This is a genomic window from Roseateles sp. GW821-FHT09H11 (assembly GCF_059415845.1).
In genome coordinates this window covers 60,074-76,371 of sequence record NZ_JBWKOA010000006.1, presented here as the reverse complement: position 1 = coordinate 76,371, position 16,298 = coordinate 60,074, and the positions used below count along the sequence as shown (strand labels likewise).

The window sequence follows — 16,298 nt, the reverse complement described above, 5'->3', positions numbered from 1 at the left end:
TCGGGAAAGACGCGTGAGTGCAGACGACCGGGACTCCGTGTCGTCGATCGATCAGGCGGGTGACGGCGACAACGGCGACAGCGCGTCCGGTCGCAACGCGGACATCGCGACCGCACCTGCCACGCCGAGCGGGTGCTCGTCCGATGCGGCCATCGCCTGGACCAGCCCGGCGGCGAGTCGAAGCGCCGGGAAGGGCTCGTCCCCCTGAGGGCCTGGCGGGCGTGTCGTGCTCGTCCCATCGCTCCCTTGGTCCCTCGCCGGCACGCCGTTGGCCAGGATCCGCAGGACGTCCGTCGGCCCCAGACCCTCCTGGCGCATGCGGCGCATCCAGGCGACGGTGTCGGCATCGAGCGGCGGACGCGGATCGCTCAGCGCCCAGGCGATGCCGAGATCCTGGTCGTGGAGTGCGTGCTGGAACTCGATGGCCCGGTCGAGCTGCGCGGGCGTCCGAATGCCCGCGGCGAACATCCCATCGATCCGCGTCGCCGCGATGCCGTGCGAAAGCATGTACAGGCCGGGCTCGTTGAACACCGCCGGCAGGGGCGCGTCGGTGGTCCAGCCCGTCGATTCGCCGCGCTGCCGCCAGTCCAGCGCGCCGAACGCGGGTTTTTCTTCCGATGTCACGGCCACCGCCAGCAGACCGGCGTCGCGGGCGGCCTGGATGTCGGCGGCACTGCGTTGCCGCGTGACGATCACGAGGTTGTTCGTCTGCAGCTCGAGGGGAAGGCGGATGCCGGAGCCCGAATGGACGCGCGTGAACGGTGTCTCGGCGAGATCGAGGGACGGCAGCCGGAACTCGTACGGCGTGCCCGAGGCGAGGGCGGAGAGCATGTCCGCGACCATCGACGGCGCGATGGTCTTGGCCGTCTGAATCTGCAGGCTCAGGTGCTCCCGCCGGGATTCCCAGAATCCCAGCACGACGCGGAGGGCCCGGCTCAAGGACGACAGCGCGATGGCTTCGATCTCATGACCGGCTTGCGTGTCGTCCGCGTCGCCGGTGCGCGCCTGGTGGGCCAGGCCGCTGGCCAGAGGGATCGCCTCGAGGAGCGCATCGCGATCGCAGGTCGCCGCTCGGAGGACCAGATCGGACAGGCGCCCCAGACCCTCGTCGACCGGCGCCGACGGCGGCGCGTCGACGCCCGCGAGCAGGGTCTCCGTCAGCGACCGCATCACATCGGACCGGAAGGGGGCGAGCTCGCGATCGCGGATCCGGCCGTTGCTCCAGTCGCCGTAGGACAGGTGGCCGATCAAGGCCGTGGCCCGCTGGATGAGCACGGAGACATGTACCCGTTTGTCCAGCACCTGCCGCGCGACCACGTCCGGCCGCAACGGGCCGCCGAGCCGGCGCAGCTCGATCGCCCGGTCCACCGCCTTGTCGGTCTGCAGGCCCAGCGCCAGCAGGGCCTGCGCGTCCCGCCGGTCGTAGCCGCCCGACTGGAGTCGCGCGACCAGCGGGCTGGCGCCGACCTCGGCCGTCGTGAAGCTCACCTCGGTGAACCAGGTGCCGGCCGGGAGATCCTCCTGGATGCCGACGATCCGGTAGCGACGGTACGGAATGCCGTCGTCGACATGCACCCAGTCGCCTTGCCGGTTCTGCGCCTGCAGCGTCCAGCGTTCCATGACGGGGCCGCCGCCGGCGAGCTGACCCTCGTGCTGGAGGGCAAGACGCCATCCGGACACGGCGACGGGGTCCTTGAAGTCGAACTCGAGGGCGCGAAGCGCCTCGCTCCCGTCCGCGGACGACGACACCCGCTGAAGGTCCGCGGGCGGCCGCCAGGCCGTCGCTTCGCCTGCCCGGGCGACGCCGTCCACCAGGTTGGCGGGGCTGCTGCGTCCGTCGCTGTCGCGGCCCGGCAGCGTCTCCTGCGTCACGGTGACCAGGCCCTTCTCCAGCATCGCGTACAGCGACGAGCGTTTGGCGAAGGCGGCGAATCGGGTCGCCGGCCAGTGCTCCTCGCGCCGGGAGGCAGGCTTGGGCGTCAGGTGGCTGAAGGTGAGCGCGGAGTCCCAGGGCGACCGGGGCGTCCGGTCTTCGGCCTTGTCCCAATCCCGGTCGAAGTCCCTCCTCACGGACTGCTCGAAGCGCGCCCGCTCCGCGGGCGAGAGCGCGGCGGGCGATTGCCCCGCCGCGTCGAGCACCGTGCCGGGCAGCAGGTCGTAGGTGACCCCGCGGCGGGGCCGGTCATGGACGATGAAGTCGTTGCCGTTGTCGTCGAGCTTCAGGTAGCGGTTCACGACGTAGCGCGACACGGTGGTCTCGGGTGTCCTGAAGGCGTCCGCCGCGCGGACCTCGATCAGGCCGGAGCGATTGCCCGTGCCCTCGTAGGCCAGGCGGTTGGCGTTGGCGAGCAGCACGTCCCGCACTGGGATCTTCGCGTCCCACAACGCCCGCAGCACCGCGTGGTCGACGACGCCTGCCTGGAGCATGCCGTCGATCCAGGCTTCGTCCATCGTCACGGCGATCATCGCGCGGGCCATCTGGTCCGCCACCTCGTCGGGACGGCCCTTCACCCGCAGCGCGATCCGCAGCAGCTCCCGCGTGTCGGCCGAGATCACCTCGTCGGCATCGGGCCTGCCGAGGAGCAAGCGGTTGAATTCCTTCAGGTCGTCCAGCAGCGCGTCGTCGTCCGGCATGCCGGCCGGCCGGGTCGTGGCCCAGGTCTCGAACGCGTCCAGCGCCTGCGGCGACAGGTCGCCGCCCAGCACCACCTCCTGGTAGGCCCAGGGCCGTTGAGCGGCCACGAGACGGCGCAGCATCGCACCGTGGCGAGACGCCGACAGCGCCAGCACGGAAGTGCTCGTCGCGTAGTCGTCCAGCAGCGCCGCCGAGGGCCAGGTCTTGCCATCGCCGAGCGCCGCGAGCAGCGACCGGATCCGTCGGACCTGACCGATCGTCGTCGCGCGGACGGCGTCGGCGATGTCGACCGGGAGTCCGCTCATGCGCAGGAGAGCCTGGACGGCCTCGACCGGATGGACGCGCTCCGAGGGCGTGCTGTCGGTGACGAGGTCCCGCCTCAGCGCGGCGACCGCCGTCATCAGCGCCGCGTCCCAGAGGCCGTCGTCCGCGAATGCCCGGGCCAGGAAGAGGTCGTCGGGCAGTCCGGCCCGCCGTTGGCGCTCGACCGCATCGCGCCACGCCGCGTCGAGCAGGGCAGGCGCGAGCTGCGGCGCCGACCCGTCCGGGAGGCGGAGTTGTAGGCCGCTTCCCTCTCTCGCCCAGCTCGGGAAATCCTTGAGGATCACCCGGCTGCGCGTCTCGGTGGACCGGAGATCGATGCTGCGACCGATGCGGTGCACCGCCGAGGGCGACGCCACGACCACCGACCGGGCGGCCGGGGCCGCCGCCCACGCGGCGTCCGGAGCGCCCAGCACGAGGTGCGTGCCGGGCAGCGTGGCGAGGATGTCGCCGTCGTCGGCGTCGGGACCGTAGACCATGACGCCGCTGTCGTGGATGACCGGCAGCGCGTAGCGCCTGCCGTCGATCGCCATCGAGAGGTGCCGGGCCAGCGGCTCCACCGCATGGCGGCGCACGGTGATGTTGCCGCCCTCGGTCTCGATCACCAGGTCCGCGCCGGAACGCCACAGCCGCCGGGGCATCGCGTCGAGCTGGAGGATGTCCCGCGTCGTCGTCATCGCGGTGTTGTCGATCACGACGTGCCGCTGCGTCGCCACCTCGTAGGTATCGACGCCGTCGCTGCCGGTCAGGGCCTCGGTCCCTGCCACCCGTGGCGGCGTGGACGTCGATGTGGACATCGGTGTGGGCGTGGACGGCACAGGCGCCGAGGCGGCCGTGGTCGACGCCGCACCCGGGGCGACGTCCGGCGCCGCAGCCCGCAGGACGCCTTCGTCCGGATCCTGGGGAGACGGATGGCTCAGCTTGACCACGGCGCGGTTCTCCGGGTCCGCGGTGCCACGCGCCCACAAGGCCAGCTGGCCGTGCGACGCGGCCCAGTCGCGCCGGGCGTAGCCGGGCAGCGTCAGTCGCAGGGGCGTGACGTCCGCCGGGGCCTGCGCGGACGGGGTTTCGATGAGCACCAGGTCGTCGCCCTCGCGGCGATAGCTCAGCCGGTCGAGCGGCACGTCCAGCGTGACGTCCATCGGCATGGACGTGCGGGGACGCAGCAGGAAGTCGCCGCTGCCCGAGGCGAGGTGATGGCGCGTGTGACCGTGGTCGCCGGTCAGCGCCCGCCGGGCGTCGGGCGTCGACGCGTCGAAGAACAGGTGCTTGTCGAGCGTGGCGGAGGCGGACTCGCGCTCGTCCAGGCGGCGCGGGTCGACCAGCGTCAGATGGGTGCCGAGGGCATCGACGATGAAGAGCGAGGCCGGGGCCGCGGCGGTCCCGGGGGCCGAGGCCGTCGCGCCGGCGGCCACGCGGGGGAAGAAGCCCTCCAGCGTCAGCGAACCCGCGCCATCGCCCGTGCCGTTGCGGATGACGAGGCGGTGCCCGTGGTAGCGCCGGAAGCTCAGATCCTCGTGCGGTACGTCGACCTTGAGCAGCAGGCTGCCGGGCCGATTGCCGCCGACGTCGATGAACGCGTTCACGCCGCCGGACCAGAGGGCGGCATCGTCCGATGCACTGGCGATGCGGTTGCCCTCGCGCAGCACGTAGGTGTTGCGGCCACCGCCGCCGGTGATGGCGGTCTGGAGGGCGGTCACGTCGAAGCGCTCGTCGCCGGGGCCGCCGCTCACCTCCGCACGGAGGGCATCGCGGATGGTCACGCTTTCGATGCCCAGCAGCACGTCGTCCATGAAGGGGTCCGCGGGCTGGTCCGGGTCGTCGGTGGCGAGCCGGAGGCCGCCGAGCCGGTCGTCATGGCGGATCCTCACGAGACGGTCCCTGGCGTCCAAGTCGACCTCGTCGTGCCCGCCGTTGCCGTGCACGTCCGCGTGGCTGTGCCCGTCCAGCAGGAAGACATCGCGGTCGGCGCCGCCGTTGAATTGGCCCCAGGCGCCTTGCAGCTCGAACATCTGCGGCCCGTGGTCGGCGGTCGCCGACCGGCCGTAGCCGACGTGGTGGCGAAGATCGAGCCAGGCCGTGCCGGACCGGGCCCCGGCGCCTTCCGGCGTCGGCGATTCCCAGCGGTCGGTCTGCCCGGCGAGATACCCGGCCAGGACCCGGTCCTTGAAGGGGATCTCCCGGTCCTGCAGGACGAAGGTGTAGTCGGGGTCCTGCTTCGGCACCCTGAAGGTCGCATGGCCGACGGCGTGATCCAGATGGGGATAGCGGATCGACCCGTAGCCGGACTTGGCGAGCTGCTCGCCGCGGAAGGCCATGTAGGCCCGCCGGTCCTGGTCCAGCGTCCGCTCGCGCGCCGACGCGGTGCCGACGGCGCTCTTCTCGACCTCCGCCCGTTTCATGACGTCGGTCTCGATGCCGAAGAACTTGGCGATGCCCGCGCCGATCAGGTCGCCCAGATCGGTCGACGGGCGGATGTAGTCGCCGTACTCCTCCAGCCACATGAAGCTGCCGACCGCGCCGTTGACCGCGATCATCAGCAAGGCCAGCGGCAGGGCGGCGGCCCCGGCCACGCCGGCGGCCATGCCGAGCGCGGTGCCGGCGATCGCCTCCGCGCCGCCGGCGACGGCCGCGCCGACCTGGATGCCGGCCGACACCAGCGAGGTGGCGGTGAAGAAGGTCATGATGGTCGTGTTCGCGACCAGGTTCCTGAAGGCGAAGCTGTCCGTGCCCTGGCCGCTCTTGCGGAACTCGTCCCACTGCAGGCCGATCACGACCAGACCGAGCGCGGACAGGCCGAGGTCGGCAGCCCCGCCTTCCAGCGCCGTGCCGATGGTGGAGAGCGCGGACTCGAGGGTCGAGGCGGCCTTGCTCCCGGCCGACAAGGTCGAGGAGAGCGAGGCGGAGCGGGCGGCCTCGCGCAACCACTGACCCACCTTCACCGTGATCGGCGTGATCACGATGCTGCCCGTCTGCGTGACGAGCAGGCCCTTCATCGCCGCGTCCATGTGGCGCCAGCCCTGCACGAGCTGCGTGGTGGCGATGACGGTGTTCATCAGGCCCACGCCGTGCCCCGCGACGGCCTCCGCCTGGCTGCCCGACTCGCTACCCAACTCGCTGCCCAACTGGCCCGCGAAGCCGGCGCGCACCGCCCGGGCCTTGCCCAGCAGACGCTCCCCCTCCGGGCCCGCGCCCACGCGCAAGGCCTCGAACTCCGCATCGGACAGATGCAGCAGCGAGGCGCCCGCGCGCATCAGTCCGGCGTCGTCGTCACCGGCCACGAGCGCCTGCAGGCGCTGCTCGACCAGTCGCGCATGGCCGTGCGCATCGACCGCCACGAGGCCGCTGTCGCGCAGCGCGCGCAGGGCCCCTTCGGTCGTCGTGCGCGAGATCGCGTCCAGGCCGAGCGTGTCCTCGTCCAGCGTCTGGCGCGCGAGCTCGTCCATCAGGCGCTCGTCGCGCAGGACGGCCGTCGCCGACACGTCCCGGCCGTCGAGCGCGACGACACGTCCGGCGAGCGAGTGCGACAGCAGCTCGTGCGCCTGGACGGCGTCACGCGCCGGTTCAGGCAGCGACGCGAGGGCCGACGCGAGGTCGTCCGCAAGCACGCGGACCTCGGCGGGGTCGGCCGCCACGCGGCGCATGCGGGCCTCGTCGACCTGGCCGTCCGCGCCGGTGAAGAGCCGGATCAGCGGCGTCGGCACCGTGTCGCGCAGGACCGAGTCGAACATCAGGTGGAGCTCGTCCGCCGGCCGCTGCCACTGCCGGACGTCGTAGTCGTCCGTGTCGGGATGCACGTCGGTGACCGTGAATCCGCCGTCGGACGGGTCCATGCGGAGCAGCTTCGTATCGCCCGGCATCTGATGCCGCAGGGTCAGCCGTTCCTGCGCGTCCAGGCGCCCGGTCAGCTTCATGATCCGCATCGGGCCCTCGTCGACCTCGACCTCCGCCACATGGACGTGGCCCGTTCGCGCCGTCACTTCGGCGCGGTCCGTCCAGCCGGGATGGCGGACCAGATGCTTCAGGAACTCGGCGGCGAAGGAGGTCTCCATCGACGGGGCGTGCATGTCGCAGGCGACCAGGCTGACGCGTCGCAGCCGGGGCAGGAGGGCGGGGTCCTCGTCGTGGTCGAACACGCCCGTGCGCAGGCTCTTGGCCAGCGTGTAGGGGTCCCAGCCGCTCAAGGTCTGGTGCCCGCCCAGCTGCATCCCGGAGTGACCGACCACGAGGATGTCGATCTCCGTGGCCGACGTGGCCGCTGCCAGCAGCGCCTGCCCGACCCCCTTGTAGAAGTGGGGCCGCTGGAACAGGTCGCGGCTCTCTTCCATCTGCACCCAGGCCGCGATCCCGGCGTATTTGCGGGCCAGCAGCCAGGCCGCGACGGTGCTGTCGCGGTCGGCCCCCACCTGGACGATCAGCTTCAGCTTCGAGGGCACGCCATGGACCTCGGGATCGGGCAGCGGATCGAGGCCGAAGTCGTTCCTGTCGAACGACGACGCCGTCCAGCCGTCCGAGGATCGAAGCGGACGCAGCGCCGAGGCGATGCCGTCGGGATCGGGGATCCACGCCGCCGGGCCCGAGGCGTCGTCGACGGCCAGCGCGCCGCTGCGTCGCCGGGCGACCACCTGCTCGTTGACGCTGAATTCGCCGTTGCGCAGGCTCATGCGGCGCGGCAGGTTCCCCAGCGCTTCCAGATGGTCGAGCGGCGCCAGCGGAGACGTCTGCAGGAGCCGGACGATCAGGGCTTCCGCGGTCCGGATGTCGACGTCCTGCCGGACCTTGGCGGCGTGCTCGCTCAGGCCGTCCGATCGATAGGCGCTCAGCGGGTCGAGCTGCAGCGTCGTGTCGATCGGGGTGTTCGGGTACTCGAGCCGGATCAGGCCCGCGGCGCGGTCCAGCGATTGGCGCATGTTCGACGCCTGGTCCACCAGTGCCGCGAACGGCCGGTCGTCGGGCAGCAGGTCCATCGCGTCGGCGGACGTGCCCGGCAGGTGACCGGCCAGCGCCTCCCGGAGCTGCTCGACCCGCTCCCCGTGCACGCGCACGGCGTCCCGGTAGGTCTCCAGGGCCTGGTTGATCCGCGTGCTCCGGTCGGATCCGAGTTGCTCGACCCAGGTCGCCACATCCGCCACGGTGAGCGCCTGGCCGCTCAGGTGCTCGGCGCCGGGAGCATCGAGGACCTCGCGGAGCAGCGTCTCCAATGTCAACGCGCGCGCATTGGCGCCGTGCTGCCGTCGAAGCCTCGCTTCGAGGTCCTCGGTCATGGTCTTGAGGATGAGTTGCTCGGTCCGGTCCGCGGCGGCGCCCTCGGCCTCCCGCTGCCAGGTCTGCAGGCGTTCGAAGGCCTCCGAGAACGGCTCCGCCAGCCTGCCTGCCGCGAGGGCGAGCGTGGCGGCGCTGGTGCCCGACCAGGTGATCTGTCCGTCCCGCAGGATCCTCGTCACCTGCGGCATGGCCTGCTCGATCAGCGCGTCCGTGAGGGGCGCGGCCTGGACGGCGACGGCGAGCGAGGCCAGATTGCCGTGGGAACGGAGATGGACGAGGTCCGGCTCTCCCCATCCCTGCGCGATCGGGCGCGGCGTCGCGTGCGGGGCATCGATGGACAGGGCGACGACCTCCTGCAGCGCGCCGAGGTCCCGCAGATGACGAAGCGCCGCGCGGGCGCGCAGGAGATCGATGTCCCGCGCCGGAGATCCGTCGGCGCCCGGCGGGAGGGCCGAGAGGTCGACGTAGAGGGCGCTGTCCGAGGCCGCGGCCCCGACGGCGGCGATGAAGAGGATGGTGCGGCCGTAGATCCTGTTGGTGGACTCGGTGCCGGTCCGGTTGCCCCCGATCAGGCCGTCCCGTGCCGCGATGAGCGCGTGGATGAACAGGGCGGACGCGGTGGTGATGCTGGACGTGCCGCCGGCAATCTCGGTCAAGGTCCGCGCGACGTGCGGCGAGGTTTGCGCGCGGGCCTGCCAGCCGCGCGACGCGACCGAGGCCCTGTCGCGCGGGCTCAGATGACCGAGGAGTTCGTAGGCGTCCAGCAATCGGGCGGGGTCGCTGAGCAGGCCTTGCGTGATGTGGTCGGCCACCCGGCGCAACTGCGCCGCGGCCACCTCGTCGGTGCTGCCGAAGACCATCGACAACTGGGCCAGGACCGCGTCGGACATGGCGAAGGCGCGCTCTCCGCGGTCGCGTTGGAAGCGCAGGAGTTCTTCCGGCCGGAGTTGCCCCAGGACCTCCAGCACCAGCCGCACCCGTCGGGCCTCGAGGGCCCGCTGGCGCGGCGTCAGCCGGTTGGCGGCCCGCTCCGCGGCGGCTTGCGGGTCGACGTCCAGCGCCGACTCGAGCGCGGCGATGGTCTCCGCTTCCGACAGCCGGTCCGGCCGGGTGTTGCCCGCGTACTTGGCGACCGTGTCGCCCGCCCGCCCGACAGGATCGGACAGGACCCGGGTGACGAAGACGCCGTCCTTGGCGCGGTTCAGCGCCTGGCTGTCGCCGAAGCCCAGCGTCCATCGCCGGGTGAGCGCGGGGTCGGCGGGGTCGTCGGCGGAGAACAGCACCCGGCCCCGGAAGGTGGTGACCTCGTAGGTGGCGCCGGGCTGGAAGTGGTCGACGAAGTCCTCCACGAAACGACGGCGCGCATAGGGCGACTCCAGGTCGCAGGCCAGCAGCGTGACCTTGCGGGCCGGGGCCGCCGGGCCGTCGAGGTGCCGGCGCAGGGCCTGGTCGATGCGCTCCGACAACTGCCTGCCGCTGTAGCCGCTCAGGCGTCGCGACTGAGCGTCGTCGGTGGACCCCTGACCCACGACGACCAGCTGGATCTCGTCGCCCGCTGTCGTCGGCCGGGTCAAGCCTTCGCCCGTCACGATCCGGGATCCGCCCTCGCGGTCCACCTGCAGCCAGAGCACGCCGCGCCAGCGCTCGATGGACTGCGCGGCATGCCGCAGGCTGGCCTCGAAGGCCTGCGGCGAATCGTCCATCTGCAGCACGACGATCTTCAGATCGCGGCGGGCCTGCTTGGCCGCCGGCTCCGCCGACATCACCTCGTGCTTCAGCAGGGTCCAGGCGGTGGACAGCTGCTTGCCCGGCGTCAGTTCGTCGCGCCATCGGGCGACGGGGCGGGCGAGCAGCTCGACCGGGGCGCCGGTGTCGTCCGCGAACGCCTGATAGCCCCGGATCGCGGTCTCGTCCGCCACCAGGGCCCCGGTGTGCTGGCGCCTCAGCAGCGGGGGCGCGTTCCCGCGCCGCTGCGCCGATCTCGCCGGCAGGAGATCCTCTCCGTCCCACGACAAGGCGCGGGGCAGGCGCCGGGTCGCCGGCCCGTTGCCGATCAGGCGCGCGATCGCCACGTCGAGATCCATCGCCGAGGCGCCGAGGTCGCCACGGTCCCGCGGCTCGAAGTCGAATCCGCTGACTTTCCCGGTGCGGGTGATCTGGATTCTCAGCAGTCCCGAGGGCCGGAGCCGCGCGCGGGGAAAGCCGACCTGGCGGGACGTCCAATCCATCTTCGACGTCAGGTGGGCGCCGGGCAGCGCGTCGTCCCGGCTGTAGACGTGGGGCAGCTCCTCGCCGAAGCCGAGGACTTCATGCAAGGGGCTGTCGGAGACCTGGCGGTCGCCCTCCTGGCGCCAGCGGCCGCGCTGCCGGGAGCCGGCCTCGGACGACACGCAGAGCACGTCGCCGATGACGCCGCGGCGCGAGAGTTCCCTGAAGACGGGGCCCAGGTCGGCGACCTGCGCGGCGATCTGCTGCCCGAGGTGGCCGCCCTCGTCATGCCATCGCCTCAGACGGTCGACGTCGATCCGCAGGGCCGTGCGGTGGCGCGCCGCGTCGATGACGTCGAACAGCATCCTGGCCCGCATGCCGGCGCTGGATCCCGGGGCGGACGGCGAGCGGCGCGTGTCGTAGACGGCGTCCAGCAGCGCGACGGTGTCGTCCCTCGTCCAGGGCTGCGAGCGTCGCCGCGCGACGGCGAGCCGACGCAGGCTCTCGTCCAGGACAAGCAGGCTGCTGGAGGTGGCCGTGAACGCATCCCACTCCGAGAAGAGCCTCGGCGCGCCTTCCAGGCCCAGGTCCTTGGCCGCCGCCGCGACCTTGTGGAGCGGGGGGAGGGGGGCGTCCCCGCTGATGGCGCTCCATCCCGGCACCTTGGCGGCCACCTGCCACTGCTTGTTGAGCCACGCCTCGATCAGCACATCCATCGCGGAGAGGCCCCATCGGTGCGGGGCCTGGTCGCCGGTCGGCGCGCGCGGTCCGTCCGGCTCCGCGTCGACATCGATGGCCGTGTCGCGACTGCTGCCGGACGGGCTGTCGACGGTGGGGCGCTCGCGGGGGGCAGGACGGCGGCGCGCGACCCTGATGACGTCCGGGCTCGGCGTCGATTCCACGATGCTGATGTCGCCCTCGGCGCCGGTGTCGTTGGGCGAGGGCAAGGCGGTGCGCGTCGGCGGCGGACGCACCGGATCGATGGCCTGGCGTCGGGCGAGCAGGTCGCCGGTGCCGGAACGCAGGTCGCTGCCGTCGTAGCTCAGGGACGGCGGCAGACCGTCCAGGGACAGCGGGCCGGCGGGGGAAAAGTGCCGGACCGCGACGAAGACGTCCAGTTCGCGCAGGGCCTCGTCCTGCTGCCAGGTCCTGGCCACGTCGATCTCCGGCGTCGCGGACGTCACGGACGTCACGGACGTCGTGGGCGCCGCGGGCAGGCGCCAGGTGACGGTCGTCGCGCCCTCCCTCAGGTGGACGACGCCGGCGGCGCGGTCCAGCCGCTGCGACACCCCCGGCGCGATCCGTCGCAGCAGCGGCAGCGGCGCGGCCTCGTCGATCGCGGGCAGCGTGCCGCGGCCGAAGGCGGCCTGCCGGGTGGGCGTCGCCGCGAGGCGCTCGGCGGCCTTCGTGACCTCCACCAACTGGTTCGCGAAACCGGAGATCTCCGTGCCCACGTCCATCGCGTGGATCTCGTCGCGCAGCGCGCGCGCCCGGGCCAGGCGACGGGTCCAGGCGGCGGCGCCCATCGCGGCCGACCGGTCGGCCGCCGGCTTGGCGGACAAGGCATGGAGCTCGTCGCCGAGGTCGTCGGCCCAGTCCGTGAGCCGGAGGGCCGCCGCGGCGTCGTCGGCATCCTCGTACGACCAGCTGTCCAGCTCGGCGACGAAGTCCTGCCAGGTCTCGCGCAGGTCGTCGCGGGGCAGGATCTCGACCGCCGCGGTGACCGGATCGGCGACGGCCGTCGGCCACTTGGCGAGCATGTCGCGCCGCGTCGTCCAGCGAGCGTCCTCGAAGGTCCAGCCCGGCGTGTTGTCGTCGTGAGGCACCCTGTCGGCGACGTAGCGGATCGGACCGATGACGCCGGTGGCCGACATCAGCCGGAGCTGGTCGCGCAAGGACAGCACCAGGCCCGCGTACCGCGTGGCCGCGGGATCGTTGCGGTAGGGGCGCTCCAGCGCGGTCCTCAGCGCCTCGAAGTCCAGCGTGAGCGGCGCATCGCCGGCGGCGGACGTCAACAGGTCGGCGAACAGGCCGGCCAGGGTGCGCCCGGGGAGGCTGCGCATCGCCGCCTGCCCGTTGTCGGGTTGGGCGGCCAGGAAGGGGGTCGCGCGGTCGACCAGTTCGCGGAAGACCCGGGCCGCCTGCCGATGCACGGTCGCGGGATCCCGACCGGGCCTGGCGGCACCGATGATCAGGTCATGGGCCCGGCGCAGCGTGGGGACGGAGGCGTCGAGGATCCCGGCGAGCAGGGTCTCGGCCACGGGGCGCATCGAGAGCGTGCGGCTGTCCTTGCCGGCGGGGGCATCGAAGGCGCTCAGGCCGAAGGCGTCGATGAGGCCGATCTTGCCGTCCTCGGTCCAGCCGTCCGGCGCGGACCAGGCGGCGGTGGCCCCGTGCAGCAGCGAGGCGATCACCTCGACGCGGCCGGCGCCGTCCACCGGCATCGGTCTGGCGGCGCCGCTCGCTCCCGACGATTCGGGCGCGTGCTCGAAGGTCCACCCCGACGGCGTGCCGCGGGCGATGACGTGGGTACTGTCGGCGAGCTGCCTGTCCGACAAGGTCAGGCGGGCCGGCAGCGCGTTCAGGTCGGCGGCATCGGCGCGTGCGACGTGGGCCGAGACCAGCAGGTCGAGCTGGCGTAGCTGCGCATCCGCCTCGGCGGCGGTGAGCGGATCCTTGCAGGCGAAGGCCAGCAGCGCGTAGCCGCGCGTGCCCCGGGAGGTCCAGGCCAGTCGCACCGTGCCCGCGTCCCGGTCCAGCGTCTGCCGCAGGTCGGGGGCCAGCGCGGCCAGGGTGCGCAGCGGTCGGGAGGCGTCGACCGGCACGGGCTCGAGCGGCCGGCGCTCGAGCAGTTCCAGCAGGCCGGCCGTGGGCTCGAAACGCCATCGGCTGCGCAGGCCGCGCATGTCGTCGGTCGACAGGAAGCGGGTGCTCTGCGGCTCAGGCTGCCAATGCCCTTCGGCCTGCCGCTTGCCGGAGGTCCAGGTGACCGGTCCGATCAGCCCCGCGTGTTCCAGCTGGCGCAGCACGTCGTAGAGCTCGAAGGCGACGCCGGCGGCGACGTCCTTCGAGCGCGACCGGTTGTCCATCGAGGAGAAGTTCATCTCGTCGAAGCCCAGCTTGAGCGGCTTGCCCGGTCCGGCGTCGATCGCCGAGAGGTAGCGGTCGGCCAGCGCCTGGGAGGTCGACGCCTGATACGCCGGGCTCGCCTGCGCGACCTGGTCCCAGGCCAGGCGCTTGAGCGCGGCGAAACGGGAAGAGGCCTCCGCCAGCTGGGCGGGCGCGCGGCGTCGCGACGGATCGACGGCGTCGAGCAGCGTCAGGTAGGCATCGCGGCAGCGCAGCGGCGAGCCCAGGAGCAGGGCGTCCAGCAGGTGCGCGGCCGCGGCGTCCAGAACGGCCGCCGGCAGGGCCTTGGGCTGGGCCGCCGCCGCGGCGCGCAGCGCCTTCAGCAGGGGATCGCGCAGTGAGGCGGCCTGGGGAAGTGCCAGGTGCCAGTCGGCGGTGGCCGCCTGGAATGCCGCCGCGATCGTGGTGGCGCGCTGCTCGATCGTCAGCGCGCCGGTGGGATCCGGCGACCAGCGCGACAACGGCCGCGGCACGCCGGACCCGCCGGCCCGCCCGCGATCGGCGTCGCTCGGCGTCGTGTGGCCGTCGGCTGCCGGATCGATCCCGGTGGCCTCGGAGGCGGAGTCCGCGTCGGAGCCCGAACCTGAGCCCGAACCTGAGCCCGAACCCGAGCCTGAGCCTGAGCCCGATTCCGATTCCGATTCCGATTCCGACTCCGACTCCGACTCCGACTCGGTCGTTGTCGTCGATACGTCCTCTTGCGGACGCGTCGGATCGGCAGGCGGCAGCGCGTCGGCCAGGATGGTGGCGTCGACGACGGGCGCGAACCGCTCGATGACGACGCCGTCGACCTCCAGGGCGTCGTCGACGAGGCGCAGCGCGGCGGGAAGGTCCTGCAGCGATCCCGCGTCGCCGCGCCAATGGCGACGGATGATCGATGCATCCATCCGGCGCAGCGCCATGTCCTGCGCCACCCGGGCCGCGGTGTCGGCGGGATCGCTCAAGGCCCGCACCTGCCAGACCCGCGTGCCGGTCGCGCCCAGGTCGAGTTCGAGGGTGCCCGTGGTCCGATCCAGCCGCTGGCCCACCTGCGGCGCCAGCGCGGCCAACAGGGGCAGGGGCTGCGTGTCCGTCAGGGCGCCCAACGCGTGCCAGCCGAGCGCCGACTGCCTCACCCACTCTCCCAGCCAGAGATCGGGGAAGTCGGTCATCAACGCTTCCAGCCGCTCGGCGCGGGCGAGGACCTCCGGCGTCACGGCGGGCTCGGCGCGCAGCGCGTTGATCTGCTCCGTCGCCTCGGCCTGCCGGCGCTCCCAGGCCTGCGGCCCCATGACGACGGCCCGCTGCAGCAGCGGGAGCCGGTCCAGGCCGTCGATGTCGGCGAGGATCGCCTTCGCGAGGGCCCTCAGTCGGGACAGTCCCTGCCGCGAGGGTGTGCCGGGCGGCGGGGCGATGCTGTCGGTGAAGGCGACGAACTTCTTCCACGGCTCGCGCAGGATCGCGATGAGTTCGGAATCGCTCAGCCGGGTGATCCGCTCGCGGACGGGATCGAAGAAGCGACCCGCCAGCACGCGCGCGGCGCCGGCGGGGCTGGTCTCGTAGCCGCCGGGGCCACGGGTCCAGTCGATTCCCGCGGCCTGCGTCCCGGGCAGGATCGGCGCCGCCACGAAACGCAGCGGGCCGATCACGCCGGTGGCCTCCAGCAGGCGCAGACGGTCCAGTGCAGCCAGCCGCAGGCCCGCGCGGAACCGCGAAGGCTGCGCCACGCCGCGGTGGCGCGCCCGGAGGAGGTCATCGAGCCTGACCGTGAACGGTCGGTCGGGACCATTCGCCTCGAGCAGTTCGCCGAAGAAGGTCGCGAGCTCGCGGCCCCGGACCGTCCCTGTCCGGGCCGTCGGATCGGCATGGCCGACCAGGAGCCCGCCCGCCTCCTCGACCAGGGTCTGGAAGACCTTCGTCGCGCGCGCGCCGGCGCCGGCGTCTCCCTGGTCCTGGCGTTCGGCCTCGAGCAGCGCGGTGTAGACCTGACCCAGCCCCAGTGGACCCTCGTCCAGGATCGCGTCGAACAAGCGCCCCGCCAACGCTCGCAGGTCGGTGGAGCCCAGGGGCGAGTCGATGCCGGACAGCGGCAGGCGGTCGAAGGCCTGGCGCAGCCCGATCCTCAGCGACGGCAGCAGGGCCTCGTCGTCGGGCCATGCATCGGTGAGCTGATCCAGCATGACGGCGATCACCGCCCCGCGCCCGGGATCGTCCTGCGGCGTGGACCTCGACCGCCGCGGCGTGACGCCCGCGGACGGCGCCGCCGGTTCACGCAGCCGCCGGAGGAATGCCGCCGCCAGGGCATTCGACGCTTCGCGCTCGTGGGCGGGGAGGTCGTCCAGGCCTTCGACCAGCTTGTCCTTCAGGCGCTCGATCCCCCGCAGCGCTTGCGCTTCGATCTGGGACAGCGAGAGACCCGGGCGCGTGAAGGCGTCCAGCAGGTCGTCGTAGGCCCGCGCGAGCTGCGCGAAGGACCCGTCCAGCATGCCGACCGCGACATGTCCCGCCGCCTTGGCCAGCAGATCCGGCCTGTCGCTGACGAGGATCCGCCGGGCGATCGTGCCGAGCGGGGCACCGAGGCGACGCATCTGCTCCGCCGTCGTGTCCCGCAGCGGCGGGTCCTGGAGCTCGCCCTGCAGCGTCCGGGCCATGGCGGCCGCGCGTTGCTTGCTGGCGGCCAGGCCGTCCGCATCGGCTGACGGGCCGGCGTGATCGTGGGAGGCAGGGAAGAAGGGAATCATGGCGTCTCACGCGAAGGAGT

At 72.8% G+C, this 16,298-nt stretch carries 1 protein-coding gene; it reads right to left on the bottom strand.

Annotation, left to right across the window (positions count from 1 at the left end; genetic code table 11):
- Positions 1 to 51: 51 nt before the first annotated feature.
- On the bottom strand, positions 52 to 16,278 hold the full coding sequence (locus AC07PR_RS19805) for a C80 family cysteine peptidase (protein ID WP_495136304.1): 16,227 nt from the start codon (positions 16,276 to 16,278) through the stop codon (positions 52 to 54).
- Positions 16,279 to 16,298 lie beyond the last annotated feature (20 nt).

Excerpts from the sequence above, each read along its gene's own strand:
- AC07PR_RS19805 (WP_495136304.1), bottom strand. The coding sequence starts at position 16,278 with ATGATTCCCTTCTTCCCTGCCTCCCACGATCACGCCGGCCCGTCAGCC.